This window comes from Faecalicatena sp., assembly GCF_058819085.1.
In genome coordinates this window covers 230,130-243,850 of sequence record NZ_JBZUUL010000049.1, presented here as the reverse complement: position 1 = coordinate 243,850, position 13,721 = coordinate 230,130, and the positions used below count along the sequence as shown (strand labels likewise).

Annotated in this window: 13 protein-coding genes; all 13 read left to right on the top strand. The window is 46.8% G+C overall.

All coding sequences use genetic code 11. The features are described 5' to 3' along the window. Positions 1–32: 32 nt before the first annotated feature. The 13 genes from AC4OGX_RS21765 to AC4OGX_RS21705 all read left to right on the top strand — a co-directional run bounded on the left by AC4OGX_RS21765 (position 33) and on the right by AC4OGX_RS21705 (position 13,721). Positions 33–1,316, top strand: coding sequence for a DUF5716 family protein (locus AC4OGX_RS21765; protein WP_216244528.1), 1,284 nt, complete (start codon positions 33–35; stop codon positions 1,314–1,316). Further along, positions 1,291–2,058 (top strand): hypothetical protein, encoded by a 768-nt coding sequence (locus tag AC4OGX_RS21760; protein WP_493333003.1) that lies wholly within the window; start codon positions 1,291–1,293, stop codon positions 2,056–2,058. Before AC4OGX_RS21765 ends, AC4OGX_RS21760 begins: the two co-directional genes overlap by 26 nt. 311 nt (positions 2,059–2,369) lie before the next feature. Beyond that, the gene (locus tag AC4OGX_RS21755) at positions 2,370–3,224 is read left to right on the top strand and encodes an amino acid ABC transporter substrate-binding protein (RefSeq protein ID WP_493333001.1); all 855 of its coding nucleotides are present in this window, start codon (positions 2,370–2,372) and stop codon (positions 3,222–3,224) included. A gap of 87 nt (positions 3,225–3,311) precedes the next feature. Next, a complete protein-coding gene (locus AC4OGX_RS21750; RefSeq protein WP_493333000.1) occupies positions 3,312–3,968 on the top strand; it encodes an amino acid ABC transporter permease in 657 nt (218 codons plus the stop codon). An 11-nt stretch (positions 3,969–3,979) separates the two neighbouring features. Further along, positions 3,980–4,669, top strand: a complete 690-nt coding sequence (locus tag AC4OGX_RS21745) for an amino acid ABC transporter ATP-binding protein (RefSeq protein ID WP_493332998.1) — start codon at positions 3,980–3,982, stop codon at positions 4,667–4,669. Positions 4,670–4,870: 201 nt separating this feature from the next. Continuing rightward, positions 4,871–5,578 carry a phosphoribosylaminoimidazolesuccinocarboxamide synthase gene (gene purC, locus AC4OGX_RS21740; protein ID WP_493332997.1) on the top strand — a complete coding sequence of 236 codons (708 nt, stop codon included), beginning with the start codon at positions 4,871–4,873 and terminating at the stop codon, positions 5,576–5,578. A 123-nt stretch (positions 5,579–5,701) separates the two neighbouring features. Beyond that, a complete protein-coding gene (gene purB, locus AC4OGX_RS21735; protein ID WP_493332995.1) occupies positions 5,702–7,135 on the top strand; it encodes an adenylosuccinate lyase in 1,434 nt (477 codons plus the stop codon). Positions 7,136–7,319: 184 nt separating this feature from the next. Then, positions 7,320–7,871, top strand: a complete 552-nt coding sequence (locus AC4OGX_RS21730) for a LemA family protein (RefSeq protein ID WP_493332994.1) — start codon at positions 7,320–7,322, stop codon at positions 7,869–7,871. A gap of 99 nt (positions 7,872–7,970) precedes the next feature. Continuing rightward, positions 7,971–9,953, top strand: coding sequence for a DUF2207 family protein (locus AC4OGX_RS21725; protein WP_493332991.1), 1,983 nt, complete (start codon positions 7,971–7,973; stop codon positions 9,951–9,953). 131 nt (positions 9,954–10,084) lie between these two features. Further along, the gene (locus tag AC4OGX_RS21720; RefSeq protein WP_493332989.1) at positions 10,085–11,371 is read left to right on the top strand and encodes a leucine-rich repeat domain-containing protein; all 1,287 of its coding nucleotides are present in this window, start codon (positions 10,085–10,087) and stop codon (positions 11,369–11,371) included. 189 nt (positions 11,372–11,560) lie between these two features. After that, on the top strand, positions 11,561–12,337 hold the full coding sequence (locus AC4OGX_RS21715; RefSeq protein WP_493332988.1) for a threonine/serine exporter family protein: 777 nt from the start codon (positions 11,561–11,563) through the stop codon (positions 12,335–12,337). Beyond that, positions 12,334–12,771, top strand: coding sequence for a threonine/serine exporter family protein (locus AC4OGX_RS21710; RefSeq protein ID WP_493332987.1), 438 nt, complete (start codon positions 12,334–12,336; stop codon positions 12,769–12,771). Before AC4OGX_RS21715 ends, AC4OGX_RS21710 begins: the two co-directional genes overlap by 4 nt. A 200-nt stretch (positions 12,772–12,971) precedes the next feature. Further along, complete coding sequence (locus tag AC4OGX_RS21705; RefSeq protein ID WP_493332986.1) at positions 12,972–13,721, top strand: SIR2 family NAD-dependent protein deacylase; 750 nt, start codon at positions 12,972–12,974, stop codon at positions 13,719–13,721.

Below are 13,721 nucleotides of genomic sequence, written 5' to 3'. Positions count from 1 at the left end.
TAATTACATAAGCAGCAAGGAGGCTGTCTGTGATGGGACACGGGAATATTATTGGATATGAGATTAATGAGAAGACCTGCCAGATTAGTTTCTATAATGAGCAGCAGCTTGAACCGGAGACTATGGAGGTGGACGCGGATAACTATCAGATTCCGCTGATCATCGGAAAGCTTAGGGATACCTGGGCTTATGGTAAGGAAGCGAAGAGGCTTGTGACGATTAAGGAAGGGTTTACGGTTACAAGGCTTCTGGATAAGAGTCTGGCAGGGGAAAAGATTGAATTCGGGGAGGAGACCTATGACGCGGTCTGGCTTCTGTCTAAGTTTGTACAGATGTCACTGCAGTCATTTCCTCAGATCGACGGTATCGTATTTAGCGTACCGGAGCTGACCGAGGAGCTGGCGCAGCTTCTGCGGGGGATCGCGGTAAGGATGAATATTGATAAGCGGCATATCTTTATACAGGATTATAAGGAAAGCTTTTGCAATTATCTTTTTTACCAGCCAAAGGAGCTGTGGCAGTATGAGGCTGCTTTGTTCTGCTGTGACAGGAATGAGATCAAAGCTTATATGCTGCGGCGGCTCAAGCCGGGGCTGGGCGGCGGAAAGACTACATTTGTCACGGTAGATGAGGTCGCAAGCGCACATATGAAGGAGCTGGCGGCAGTTTATCCGGTACTGAATGAGGATAAGGCCAAGGAAGCGGATATGCGGTTTCGGAAGTTTATTGAAGGCGTTTTTGATAAAAGGATCGTTTCTTCTGTTTTTCTGACAGGAGAGGGGTTTGAAAATAACTGGTATCCGACGTCTCTGCGTGTACTCTGCAACGGAAGAAGGGCATTCATCGGGAATAACCTGTATTCCAAGGGTGCATGCTATACGGCTTACCGTAAGATGTATATGCACATCGAGGATCCGGTGTATCTGTCGGAATCTAAGCTGACCGACCAGATTACGGTCAATATGCGGGTGGACGGACAGGAGATGTGGTATCCGATCGTATCCTGGGGTGCACACTGGTATGAATCTAATAATCAGTGGGAAGTGCTTTTAGAGGATGTGGAGGACATTGAGCTGCATGTAGAGTCACTTGTGCAGGGAACATTAAAGACAGAAGTGATCCCGCTGGAGAATTTCCCGAAGCGTGGGGAATATTCCATGAGGCTGCAGTTAGAAACGCTGTTTCTGGATGAAAAAACATGTAAGATCACGGCAAGGGACGTAGGGTTTGGAGAATTTTTCCTGCCTACGGATTTTCAGGAAGAGAAGATAATTCACTTAGGAGGCAATGATGGGAAGTTTAATTCTTTGTCATGACAGACACGCAACGCATCCTTATGAGATCACAAGGATCCATTGCAAAATATATACAATTGAAGAATTGTGCTATTATCTGTGCAATAATCTCTACCTGATTGATTACACGATCATGAATGAGCAGCTCTGCAACTGGCTGGAGGAGGAGCTTGGACTTACTGCACTGGCAGGAAGCCTAAGGGATGTGATCCGTCTGCACGGTTCAGTGGAGAAGTTCGTACTGACGATCCTGAAAAGCTCCAAGATTTTCAGGGAGCCTGAGATGATCCGCATCCAGAACGTTTTGGAGCGTTTAAAGAATCAGAAGGACATTGAACGCCAGAAGTATAAAGGCGACAACCTGTTGGAAAGCGGTGAGATCGAGGAAGCTATTCTCGTCTATCAGGCCATATTGAACGAGGAGCCGGATGAGAGTGTGGACCCCAAATTCTATGGGAAGATATATGCGGGTCTGGGTGCTGCATATGGAAGACTGTTTTTGTACCAGGAATCAGCCAGAATGTATGACAGGGCCTATCAGATCTGTGAGGACAAGGCTCTGCTAAAGCCATACCTGTATGCATCCTACAAATACATGTCCCTGGAGGAATACCATATCCTTCTGACAAAGCATGACGACTATGTGGAGATCAATGCACAGATGCGCCAGGAGATGGAAGATATTAAGGAACACCTCCAGATGGAGCCGAGTAATATCATGCTGGAGAAGTGGAAGCAGCAGTACCGCCGCAGCCATATCTAAAGGATGAGACAGCGGTTCTGAGGTGATGTAAAAACCGGCGGGGCAGATTTTCAACAGCCACTTTGCCGATAGCGAATAAAGAGGAATAGAAGGGGAAGGAACAGGGGGAAATGCAGCCTGTTCCTTCCCCTTCTATTAGTGGACATTTGAAGGTGAGTTTATAGGATGGCCTGACCGGAATGTTCTGCTGCATGTCTTTCCGTCAATTCTTGACATCAGGATAAAAATATGATATTATATCGAAGTGATTTAGCGTGGTAAAGTAATCAATTGGTAAAATAATAAAGCGCCGCGCAAGGGAGGACGAACTTATGAAAAGAAAACTGGCATTAGCTCTGGCAGCGACACTGATGTTAACGACTGCATTGGCAGGATGCGGAGAAAAAGAAACGGATTCCAAGGGATCCGGTGATTCTGATAAGAAGGAGACAACAAAGACGGAAGCGGCGAATGTAGAAAAGGCCGAGGGAGACAAATTTATTCTTGGATTTGATGCGAACTTCCCGCCTTATGGCTATAAAGATGACAACGGAGAGTATGTAGGGTTTGACCTGGATCTGGCACAGGAAGTCTGTGACAGGAACGGCTGGGAGCTTGTAAAGCAGCCGATCGACTGGGATGCCAAGGACATGGAGCTGAATTCCGGGACTATCGACTGTATCTGGAACGGGTTTACGATGGACGGACGTGAGGACGAATATACATGGTCTGATCCGTATGTGGACAACAGCCAGGTAGTGGTTGTATCAGAAAAATCAGGGATCAAATCCCTGGAAGACCTTGCTGGTAAGATCGTAGAGGTACAGGCTGATTCATCAGCTTTGGCAGCGCTGGAGGGAGACCAGAAGGAGCTGGCCGATACCTTTGGACAGCTGACTCAGGTGCCGGATTATAATACGGCATTTATGGATCTGGAAGCAGGAGCTGCAGAAGCAGTTGCTATGGATGTGGGAGTATCGAAGTACCAGATCGAATCCAGAGGCGGCGGATATGTGGCATTGGATGAGCCGATCTCTTCTGAGCAGTACGCAATCGGATTTAAGAAGGGCAATGAGAAGTTAAGAGACCAGGTTCAGAAGTCACTCAATGAGATGGCGGAGGACGGCACTTTCATGAAGATCGCAGAAAAATGGGGCGTTGAGGATGCAGTCTGCCTGGGAAAATAGTAATAGTGAAATGATAAAGTAAGGAAGCAAAAGGCCGGAAATAATCTCTGGCCTTTTATCCAGTTTAAGAACCCGGAGGATGAATCGATGAAGATTAGTTTGATGGCGATGATAAGCCAGATGTCAGGCGGTATGTTAGTCACGCTTGAAATATTTTTTTCTACTCTTTTGTTTTCCCTGCCATTGGGACTGATCGTGGCATTTGGAAGGATGTCAAAGATAAAGCCGGTCCAGTGGATCACAAAGGCGTATATTTCTATCATGCGCGGGACTCCGCTCATGCTGCAGCTTATGGTGGTCTATTTCGGACCGTATTACATATTTGGGATACAGATCACTACCACATATAGAATTACAGCAACGTTGATCGCTTTTGCCATCAACTATGCCGCCTATTTTGCAGAGATTTACCGCGGAGGAATAGAATCCATGCCGGTGGGGCAGTATGAGGCGGCAAAGCTTTTGGGATACAGCAGGATACAGACATTTTTCAGGATCATCTTTCCGCAGGTGGTCAAACGGATCATGCCTTCCGTGACAAATGAAGTCATTACTCTTGTGAAGGATACGTCTCTGGCATTTGCGATCGCAGTGGCAGAGATGTTTACCACGGCAAAACAGATTTCTTCTGCACAGACTTCTGTGATACCGCTGATCGCAGCAGGTGTTTTCTATTACATCTTTAACCTGGTTGTGGCAGTGATCATGGAAGGGATCGAGAAGAAGTTGAATTACTATCAATAGGAGGAAATGTCATGAGTTTGTTGGAAATGAAGCATATCAAGAAAAGTTTTGACGGCTTTGGAGTGTTGGAAGACATTTCCCTGACTGTGGAGGAAGGGGAGGTACTGGCGATCATCGGACCTTCCGGTTCCGGGAAGTCTACACTTCTTCGCTGTGCGACCAATCTGGAAACACCGGATGCAGGAGAGATCCACTATGAAGGAGAGTATGGGCTTGTGTTCCAGAGCTTCAATCTGTTTCCGCACTTTTCTGTATTGAAAAATATCACGGATGCCCCGATCAAGGTGCAGAAGCGTAATAAAGAAGAGGTTTATAAAGAGGCTAGGGTACTGCTTCAAAAGATGGGGCTTGCGGATAAGGAGAATGCCTATCCGTATCAGCTTTCCGGCGGCCAGCAGCAGAGAGTGTCTATCGCGCGGGCCCTGGCAATGAATCCGAAGATCCTCTTTTTTGACGAGCCCACATCTGCGCTTGACCCGGAGCTGACAGGGGAGATCTTGAAGGTTATCAAGGATCTGGCGGCGGAACATATGACTATGGTGATCGTGACCCATGAGATGAATTTTGCAAAAAATGTGGCAGATAAGATCATTTTCATGGATAAAGGAGTCATTGCAGAACAAGGAACGCCGGAGGAAGTGTTCGGTTCTGACAATACAAGGATGAAGGAATTTCTAGGGAAACTGTCAGAAGAATTTTGATAAATAAGGTGTGTAATATAAGTATAACTTATATATAACCGCGAAAATAAATAATGAACATTAGATGATACAAGGCAGAGGGTATATTGATTTTCCCTCTGCCTTGTATTATAATCAGTGTGCGAGACCACAATTTTATATTACAAAAGATGGTCGTACTCTATGAATCACGAAAAATACAAGAAGGATAGGTGTAAACGTATGAAAAAATTAGAGCAGCTTTACGAAGGCAAAGCAAAAAAAGTATTTTCTACAGAGGATCCAGATATTGTAATCGTAGACTATAAAGATGATGCAACCGCATTCAACGGGGAGAAAAAAGGAACGATCGTTGGAAAAGGCGTGATCAACAACCGTATGACCAACTATATCTTCCAGGTACTGGAAAAAGAAGGTGTACCGACACACTATGTTGAGGAATTAAGCGACCGTGAGACAGCAGTAAAGAAAGTAGAGATCGTTCCGCTTGAAGTGATCGTGCGTAACGTGGCAGCAGGAAGCTTTTCCAAGAAGCTGGGAATCGAGGAGGGAAGAAAGTTACTTGCACCAACTCTGGAATTCAGCTACAAGGACGATGATCTCGGAGATCCGATGATCAACGATTACTTTGCGATCGCCATCGGGGCAGCAACAAGAGAAGAGATCGACAAGATCACAGAATATACATTTAAAGTAAACGATGTGTTGAGAAAGTTCTTTGATGAGGCAGGCATCGAGCTGATCGACTTTAAGATCGAATTCGGAAGATTCCACGGAGATATCATCCTGGCTGACGAGATTTCACCGGATACATGCAGACTGTGGGATAAAGAGACTCATGAGAAGCTGGACAAGGACCGTTTCCGCAGAGACATGGGCAATGTAGAAGATGCTTACCAGGAAGTATTCAAGCGTATCGGCATTAAATAAGATACACCAAGATCGTCTAATACCAGCCGCGTATTTATATACGCGGCTGATGTACGAATAGATCAGATGAAGAAAGAATTCTGGATTATGATTATATTTTGAAATGAATAGGAGATAACATTTATGAGTACGGATCGTTATGTCAGCCCTCTTTCAGAGCGTTATGCCAGCAAAGAGATGCAGTATATATTTTCACCGGACAAGAAGTTTCGGACATGGAGAAGGCTTTGGATCGCCCTGGCCGAGACAGAGAAGGAATTGGGATTGAACATCACAGACGAGCAGATCGAGGAACTAAAAGCCCATGCTGAGGATATCAATTATGATGTGGCGAAAGAGCGTGAAAAAGTTGTACGCCATGACGTTATGTCACATGTTTATGCATACGGGGTGCAGTGTCCGAAAGCGAAAGGGATCATCCACCTGGGTGCGACTTCCTGCTATGTAGGAGATAACACAGATATCATCGTGATGTCTGAGGCGTTAAAACTGGTCCGCACGAAGTTAGTGAATGTCATCGCTGAGCTTGCGAAGTTTGCAGATGAGTATAAGGCACAGCCGACACTTGCATTCACACATTTCCAGCCGGCACAGCCGACCACTGTCGGAAAAAGAGCAACTCTGTGGATGCAGGAATTTGAGATGGATCTGGAGGATCTGGATTATGTGCTTGGCAGCTTAAAGCTTCTTGGTTCCAAGGGGACCACAGGGACACAGGCAAGCTTCCTGGAACTTTTTGACGGCGACCAGGAGACCATCGATAAGATCGACCCGATGATCGCACAGAAGATGGGATTTGCGGCATGTTACCCTGTTTCCGGCCAGACCTATTCAAGAAAAGTAGACACAAGAGTCTTGAATGTGCTCGCAGGGATCGCTGCAAGTGCACATAAGTTCTCCAATGATATCCGTCTGCTACAGCATTTAAAAGAGGTAGAAGAGCCGTTTGAGAAGACACAGATCGGCTCTTCAGCCATGGCATATAAGAGAAACCCGATGAGAAGTGAGAGGATCGCATCCCTGTCCAGATATGTGATGATCGATGCCTTAAATCCGGCGGTCACATCTGCGACACAGTGGTTTGAGAGAACTCTGGATGACTCCGCGAACAAGCGTTTGAGCGTGCCGGAAGGCTTTCTGGCAATCGACGGGATCTTAGATCTCTGTCTGAACGTGGTGGACGGCCTGGTTGTCTATCCAAAGGTAATTGAGAAGCGTCTGATGTCCGAGCTGCCGTTTATGGCGACTGAGAACATCATGATGGATGCCGTAAAGGCCGGCGGAGACAGACAGGAGCTGCACGAGAGAATCCGAGAACTTTCCATGGAAGCAGGAAGGAACGTAAAGGAAAAAGGATTGGACAACAACCTGTTAGAGTTGATCGCAGCAGACGAAGCCTTTAATATGAGCCTTGAGGACCTCCAGAAGACCATGGATCCGGCGAAGTACGTGGGACGTGCTAAAGAACAGGTAGAAGCATACTTAAAGAACGTCATCACTCCATTGCTGGAAGAAAATAAAGCAGTACTCGGAGTAAAAGCAGAGATCAATGTATAGTATGAAGTTATGAGAAATCAGCAAAGCGGATGCCGAAGGTCCGCGCTGCTTTATAAAGATTCGAATCCAACACTTTAAAAGCCTGGACAGGATGGCGTGGGATGCCTCTCACGCCGTTCGTCCAGGCTTTTTATTGCGGTATTACTTTATATGGGGTACAATAATAAGAAAAGGAGGGTTTTATATGGCAGTATGGATAATTCTTATCATTGTAGTCATTATTGCAGTCTGGCTGGTGAGCTCGTACAACGGATTTGTGAAGCTGAGGAATAAGACAGAAGAAGCGTTTTCGGCAATGGACGTCTCGCTGAAAAAGAGATACGATCTGATCCCTAATTATGTGGAAACAGTGAAAGGATATGCAAAGCATGAATCCGGGACACTGGAGAAGGTGATCTTAGCCAGAAATGCCGCGATGAATGCTTCTACGGTAGAGGATAAGATTGAAAAAGATAATATATTGAGCGGTACATTGAAGTCTCTGTTTGCCTTGTCAGAGGCCTACCCGGATCTAAAGGCAAACCAGAATTTCCTGCAGCTGACCCAGCAGCTTTCACAGATCGAAGAAGAGATCGCAGGTTCCAGGAGATACTACAATGGTGTTGTGAACCGTTTTAACACTAAGATCGAGATGTTCCCGGGGAATTTGGCAGCAGCAGTCTTCGGATTTAAGAGAAGAGCATTATATGAAGTAAGCGAAGCGGAACAGAGGGAGAATGTGAAGGTTTCTTTTTGATTTCACCAAGGAAGCAGCAAAGCGGACTTTAGAGATCCTCTTTGACAGAAAATCTGTAAAGACGGTGGTTTCAAGTAACCGGACATAGGAGATATGTTTATGAAAAGATATAATACAAAGGCAGTTCCCATGTTGGTCTGGATATTGATCTGGCTGGCCGTGACATATGGTTCCGGGTTTGTGGAGTCGCTGCAGGCTTCGGGGAAAGACGTGATTCAAAATGATACGGCTATGAGCACCCAATATTTCAATACGGATATTGTGGTCAGGGAAGACCAGTCCTATGAGGTGACAGAACATATCGGCGTAAATTTTTTGCAGGCCCGCCATGGGATCTACCGGTATATCCCATATAAGGGCGTGGTCTACACGGCCGGCACGGACGGCGGATACCAGGCAGTCCCGTATTATGCTGAGGTATCAGATGTAAAAATCAGCGAAGATTTTACCAGGGATACCTCGAATGGCAGCAAAGTCTTCAAGATCGGTTCAGAGTATTCCAGTATGACCGGTCCTAAGGAGTATCAGATTCATTATATATTCACTCCGAGTGTACAGGAAAAGGGATATCACGATGCAGCCTATAATGTAATACCGGGGCAGTGGCAGAATCCGATCCCGGAAGGCAGCCGTTTTTCTGTCACATTTCCAAAGGAATTTAACCGCAATGACCTTCGCTTTTATTATGGTGCATACGGGGAGACAAAAGATGCCCGGGAGATATTGAATATTTCCTGGTCGGGAAATACCATGACCGGAATCCTGAAAACAGGTCTGGAGCTTGGGGAGGGGATCACGTTTCGTGTACCTATGAAGGCAGGATATTTTACAAACACAGACCGTCTTTCCTTTCTGCCGTGGCTTTTGCTTGGACCGGGAGTTGTCATTTTTCTCATCATTTTGTTTCTGTTTTTAAGATTCGGAAGAGATGAACAGATGATCCCTTCCATCCAGTTCAGGCCGCCGGATGGTCTGGACAGTGCTGCGGTCGGTTATATTATCGATGGAAAGGCACAGGATAAGGATCTACTTTCTCTGATCATCTATTGGGCGGACAAAGGATATCTGCGTATTGAAGAGCTGGCTGACCATGAGCTGTGCCTGTATAAACTGTCTGACCTGCCGGCAGATTCTCCGAACTACCAGCATACGATATTTAATAAGCTGTTTCATAATGGAGAAGAATGGAAGATCAAAGATCTGGAGTATAAGTTTGCCGGCACCCTGGATACTGCGAAAAGCCAATTACAGAATTTCTTTAAAAAGCAGGGTGAGGATATGCTGTATACGCATTCCTCCAAGATTGCAAGGTGGATATCAGCGGCCTTATGTACGCTTCCGATCGGCTGGTTTATCATTGCAGATGGGATCTATTCCTATATCACACTGCGAAGAGGGGTGCTTTATATCCTCCTTTGGGTACTGCTTTTGGCAGGGGTTCTGATCTTTTGTAAAAATATTGATGCATGGTATGCCAAGGCGGCAGTTTCGAGAAAAGGCACCGCGGCCGTTACACTGACGGTATGCTTTCTGTCCATGGCTGTATATACCGGCAGCTATGTTGTGCGTGTCCGGCAGAGGGAGATATTTCATTATGTTTGGGTCTTAGTCCTGCTTTTACTGATGACCGGGGCGATGGTGCTCATGACCGGATTTATGAAACGCCGTACTTCCAAATGCATTGAATGGATGGGATGTCTGGCAGGTTTAAGAGATTTTATAGAGACTGCGGAGCTGGAACGCATGAATGAGCTGGCCAAGACGGATCCCCAGTGGTTTTACCACATCATACCCTATGCTTATGTATTCGGACTTTCTGATGTGTTTGCAGAAAAACTGAAAAGCCTTGCTCTTCCTGCCCCTCAGTGGTATGCACCTTATCACAGTTATACGTTTTTTGATTACTATATGTTCAACCGTCTGATGGTGAGCGGATTGAATAAAACTGCATCTACTCTGGCAGTTACCCGCCCTCCGGCTTCGACAGGTACAGGTTCCGGAGGAAACTTCGGCGGCTTTTCCGGAGGGGGCGGCGGCTTTTCCGGAGGCGGATTTGGCGGCGGAGGAGGCGGCAGCTGGTAGGACGAAGAACCGTCAATTTTATAGAAATGTAAAGGAATGTTGCAAAATTGGTTGCAGGATTCCTTTTTCTTTTGTAAAATCTATAATCGTGGGTGTTTATTGGAAAATTATAGAAAATACAGGTGATTAAAATGGAATATTGTGTAAACGTTTTCGAGAACGAAAGGAATAGGAAAAGATTTGCCAGAGTAGCTTATCGGACCTTGGCGGTAATGTGTATCTTTGGAATGGCGTGTGAATTGCCGGCTCTGGAAGAAGAGGCTGTCCCGGTTGTGAATGAAAGCACAGAGGGTGGAGCCTACAGGACACCGGCAACAGGAGATCACATTTCTCTGAACGGGAAAACCGGAGTAAAGCTTCCCAAAAGAAGTCTGCTTGAAAGCGTTAACAGATTAAGATATGGGGACCAGGACGTTCCCGCATTGATCATGCCTCCCAGTCCGGGCAGGTATGATGAGTGGACAGAAAGTTTGTTTGACTTTCATACAGGAACAGATCTGCCAAAAGAACTTCTGTGCGAAAGCGGAACAGGGACAGAGATAACCATACCGAATATTTCGGGTGCAGATATACTGCCTGGTGTTTCGGAAAACAATACGGTTCCGGATTATTCCACAGAGTCTGAACAGCCGGTGGTGCCAAGTATACCGGAACATCCGGCTAACCCGGATGGTTCGGACGATACGGCGGCTCCTGACCTGCCGGAAATACCGGAGTATCCAGTTCTGCCGGATCATCCTTCTGTACCGGATACTCCCGAAAGCCCGGATATTCCAGATTATCCGGCAGTCCCGGATGCGCCGGATACTCCGGCGATACCGGACGATCCGGCAGAACCCGAGATACCGGACGGTGAAAGCGATGTGGAAGTGGATCCACTGGCAGGGTTCCAGGTAAATGAGGAAGGACTGATCTATGCTCTCTCACTTGAGGAGGCAGGAGCTACAGACGGATATTTGGAACTGCCGGCGGAAGGATGTACAGGAATACTAAGCAGTGCCTTTACAGGGCTGGAGTCTGAGATCACAGAGATCTCTATCCCGGCCAATATTACTTATATAGAAGAAGGCGCCCTCTCTAAAATGACGAACTTGTTTGGAATATGGGTGGATGAGGGAAATCCGGGCTATACCTGTATGGAAGGCGTGCTGTTTGATAAGGATGTGACAACTCTCCTTACATTCCCATCGGGACGGATCGGAGTCTATAATATGCCGGCAAGTGTGACCCGGCTGGCAGATTACGCTCTTATGGGTACCAGACTTAATAAGATTGAAATGAGGGCATGTCAGCTGATCGAAGTTGGAGGTAATGTATTTGGCCAAGGCAGCGGAAATGGCCTGGTCATTTTTGCACCGTCAGAATACCTTGCCCAGTATCAGGAGATCTTCGCTGGATTTGATGTTGTAGTGAGATAGAATTTTTTTAGTTCTGCTTTAAGAAAGAGTTTTTAGGAGAAAGCCGGCAGAGAAAGTCGGGTCTTCCACAAGACAGGGATTTGTGTTAAAATGTCTAGGTATTTGGAAAAGCAGAGGCAGGCGGTCCGGACTTTCTGCATGACGGCAGACGGATCCCCTGCGTGACTGTATTAGAAGGCAGGACATGCAATGATAGATTATAAACTTGTAATGAATACTGCCATATTGGCAGGTGAACTGATGCTGTGCAGCGGTGCCGAAACATACCGTGTGGAGGATACCATGAACCATATTCTGAACACCACTAAGGCCCAGACCGTGGAAGCGAGTGTGATGATGACCGGGATCGTGGCGACACTTGGGAATCCGGACATGGAACCGATCACTGCCACAAAGAGGGTGCAGGAGCGGGGAACGAATCTGAATAGTATCATGGAAGTGAATGACATCTCCAGAAAGTATTGTGCCGGTGATCTGCCCTTGGAAGAGGCTTACGAACGGCTGAAAAAAATCGGCCGCAAGCAATATCCGGTCTGGCTCTTCAATGTGGCGATCATCATGGTCTCATCAGGGTTTGCCCCTCTATTCGGAGGCGGACTCAAAGAGATGGCAGCGGCTGTAGTGACGGGTGGTGTGCTGGCACTTGTGATGACAGTCGGGAAAAGGCTGCAGATCAATGGATTCATCCAAAATCTGCTCTGTTCATTTTCGGTTGCAGTGGCAGCTATTTTATTGAAGCAGCTCATCCCTGTGATAGATGATAATGTGATCACTATGAGCTCGATCATGCCTTTGGTCCCGGGAGTAGCAATTACGAATGCGGTGCGTGACACTTTGCTGGGAGATTATATCTCAGGGGCAGCCAGAATCCTGGAAGCGTTTCTGATCGCGGCGGCGGTGGCGCTGGGAGTCGGTACCGGCATGGCGCTGATGGGAGCATTTTTCCCGGGAGGTGGTCTGATATGATGTTTGTGTTAGGTGTTTTGGGATGCTTTGCAGCAGTGTCCGCATTTGCCATCATCCTGGAGACTCCGCGTAAATATGTGCTCCATGACGGAATTGTAGGAGGAATCGGAGGATTTGTCTATCTGCTCAGTGTAAATCTGGGACAGGATGTGGTTCTGGCCTCTTTTTTGTCGGCACTGGCGATCGCATTGATGTCCCACACATTTGCGAGGATATTCAAGGCTCCGGTGACGATCTTTTTGATCGCCGGGATTCTGCCTACTGTACCGGGTGCAGGGATGTACAGGATCGTGTACTACCTGATCGCAAATGATAATGCGAGGAGCAGCTACTATCTGATCCAGACACTTGAGGTTGCAGGCGTGATCGCCCTGGCTATTTTCATAATGGACTCGATTTTCAAAGTGCGTATAAAAAAGACTGGCACGCAGTAGGCTGCAGCATAAGCTGCGGATTAAGGTATACCCAAAGGGCATCCCGCAACACATGCCCTGGCGGGCGGGTCCGCAGCATAAGCTGCAGATTAAGGTATCCCCCCTGTTTTGTTTGTTGAACAATTTAGGGACTTGCTTTATAATAAAAGTAAGAAGGAACCTGCGGCAATTGTTTTAGGGATGAGAAAGGCGGGATGGGTATGCTGAACAGTAATATTTTACAAATGTTGGAAGAGAGTAAATATACAGTAGCGATGAGCGGGATCGAGATGCTTCACGAGAATGGGTATTCCGGACTGCGGGATGGCGAGGAAGCATATGACATTGAGCAGAAGTATGGCTATTCTGCAGAAGAGATTCTAAGCAGCACCTTTTATGCTACACGAAAAGAACTCTTCTTTGATTTTTACAAGAAGGAGATTCTTGCCCAGACAGAGATCCCTCCGGGAAAGGGATATCTGTATCTGCAGAAGCTGGAGGAATACGGCCTTGTGCAATGTGAGGTCAGTAAGCGGATATTCGGCCTCCTAGAGAGGGCTGGCTGCAGGCATGCCGTGAACCTGCATGGTTCCGTATATGATAATTTCTGTCCGCACTGTGGCAGGAGATATCCCCTGGAGTATGTAAAGCAGTCCAAAAGCGTTCCTTTGTGTGAGAAATGTAAGACCCCGGTCCGGCCGGGAATCTGCCTGTACGGCGAGATGGTGGATAATGGGGTGGTGACCAGGGCGGCGGAGGAGATCAGGAAGGCGGAAGTTCTCCTAGTCTTAGGAACAGGGCTCCATGCGGGGCTGTGTAACAAGCTGCTTCCGTATTATAATGGTGATAAGCTGATTCTCATTACCAATGAAGAGCATTTCTCGGATAAGCTGGCCGATGTGGTGATTTACAGCAGAGTAGATGATTTTTTAGAAAAGCTGGTAAAAGAATACCAGGCAAAATTAAAATAA

Coding starts and splice junctions, on each gene's coding strand:
- AC4OGX_RS21710 (WP_493332987.1), top strand. CDS start 12,334: ATGATGTTTGTGTTAGGTGTTTTGGGATGCTTTGCAGCAGTGTCCGCA.
- AC4OGX_RS21760 (WP_493333003.1), top strand. CDS start 1,291: ATGGGAAGTTTAATTCTTTGTCATGACAGACACGCAACGCATCCTTAT.
- AC4OGX_RS21730 (WP_493332994.1), top strand. CDS start 7,320: ATGGCAGTATGGATAATTCTTATCATTGTAGTCATTATTGCAGTCTGG.
- purC (WP_493332997.1), top strand. CDS start 4,871: ATGAAAAAATTAGAGCAGCTTTACGAAGGCAAAGCAAAAAAAGTATTT.
- AC4OGX_RS21745 (WP_493332998.1), top strand. CDS start 3,980: ATGAGTTTGTTGGAAATGAAGCATATCAAGAAAAGTTTTGACGGCTTT.
- purB (WP_493332995.1), top strand. CDS start 5,702: ATGAGTACGGATCGTTATGTCAGCCCTCTTTCAGAGCGTTATGCCAGC.
- AC4OGX_RS21715 (WP_493332988.1), top strand. CDS start 11,561: ATGATAGATTATAAACTTGTAATGAATACTGCCATATTGGCAGGTGAA.
- AC4OGX_RS21705 (WP_493332986.1), top strand. CDS start 12,972: ATGCTGAACAGTAATATTTTACAAATGTTGGAAGAGAGTAAATATACA.
- AC4OGX_RS21720 (WP_493332989.1), top strand. CDS start 10,085: ATGGAATATTGTGTAAACGTTTTCGAGAACGAAAGGAATAGGAAAAGA.
- AC4OGX_RS21755 (WP_493333001.1), top strand. CDS start 2,370: ATGAAAAGAAAACTGGCATTAGCTCTGGCAGCGACACTGATGTTAACG.
- AC4OGX_RS21750 (WP_493333000.1), top strand. CDS start 3,312: ATGAAGATTAGTTTGATGGCGATGATAAGCCAGATGTCAGGCGGTATG.
- AC4OGX_RS21725 (WP_493332991.1), top strand. CDS start 7,971: ATGAAAAGATATAATACAAAGGCAGTTCCCATGTTGGTCTGGATATTG.
- AC4OGX_RS21765 (WP_216244528.1), top strand. CDS start 33: ATGGGACACGGGAATATTATTGGATATGAGATTAATGAGAAGACCTGC.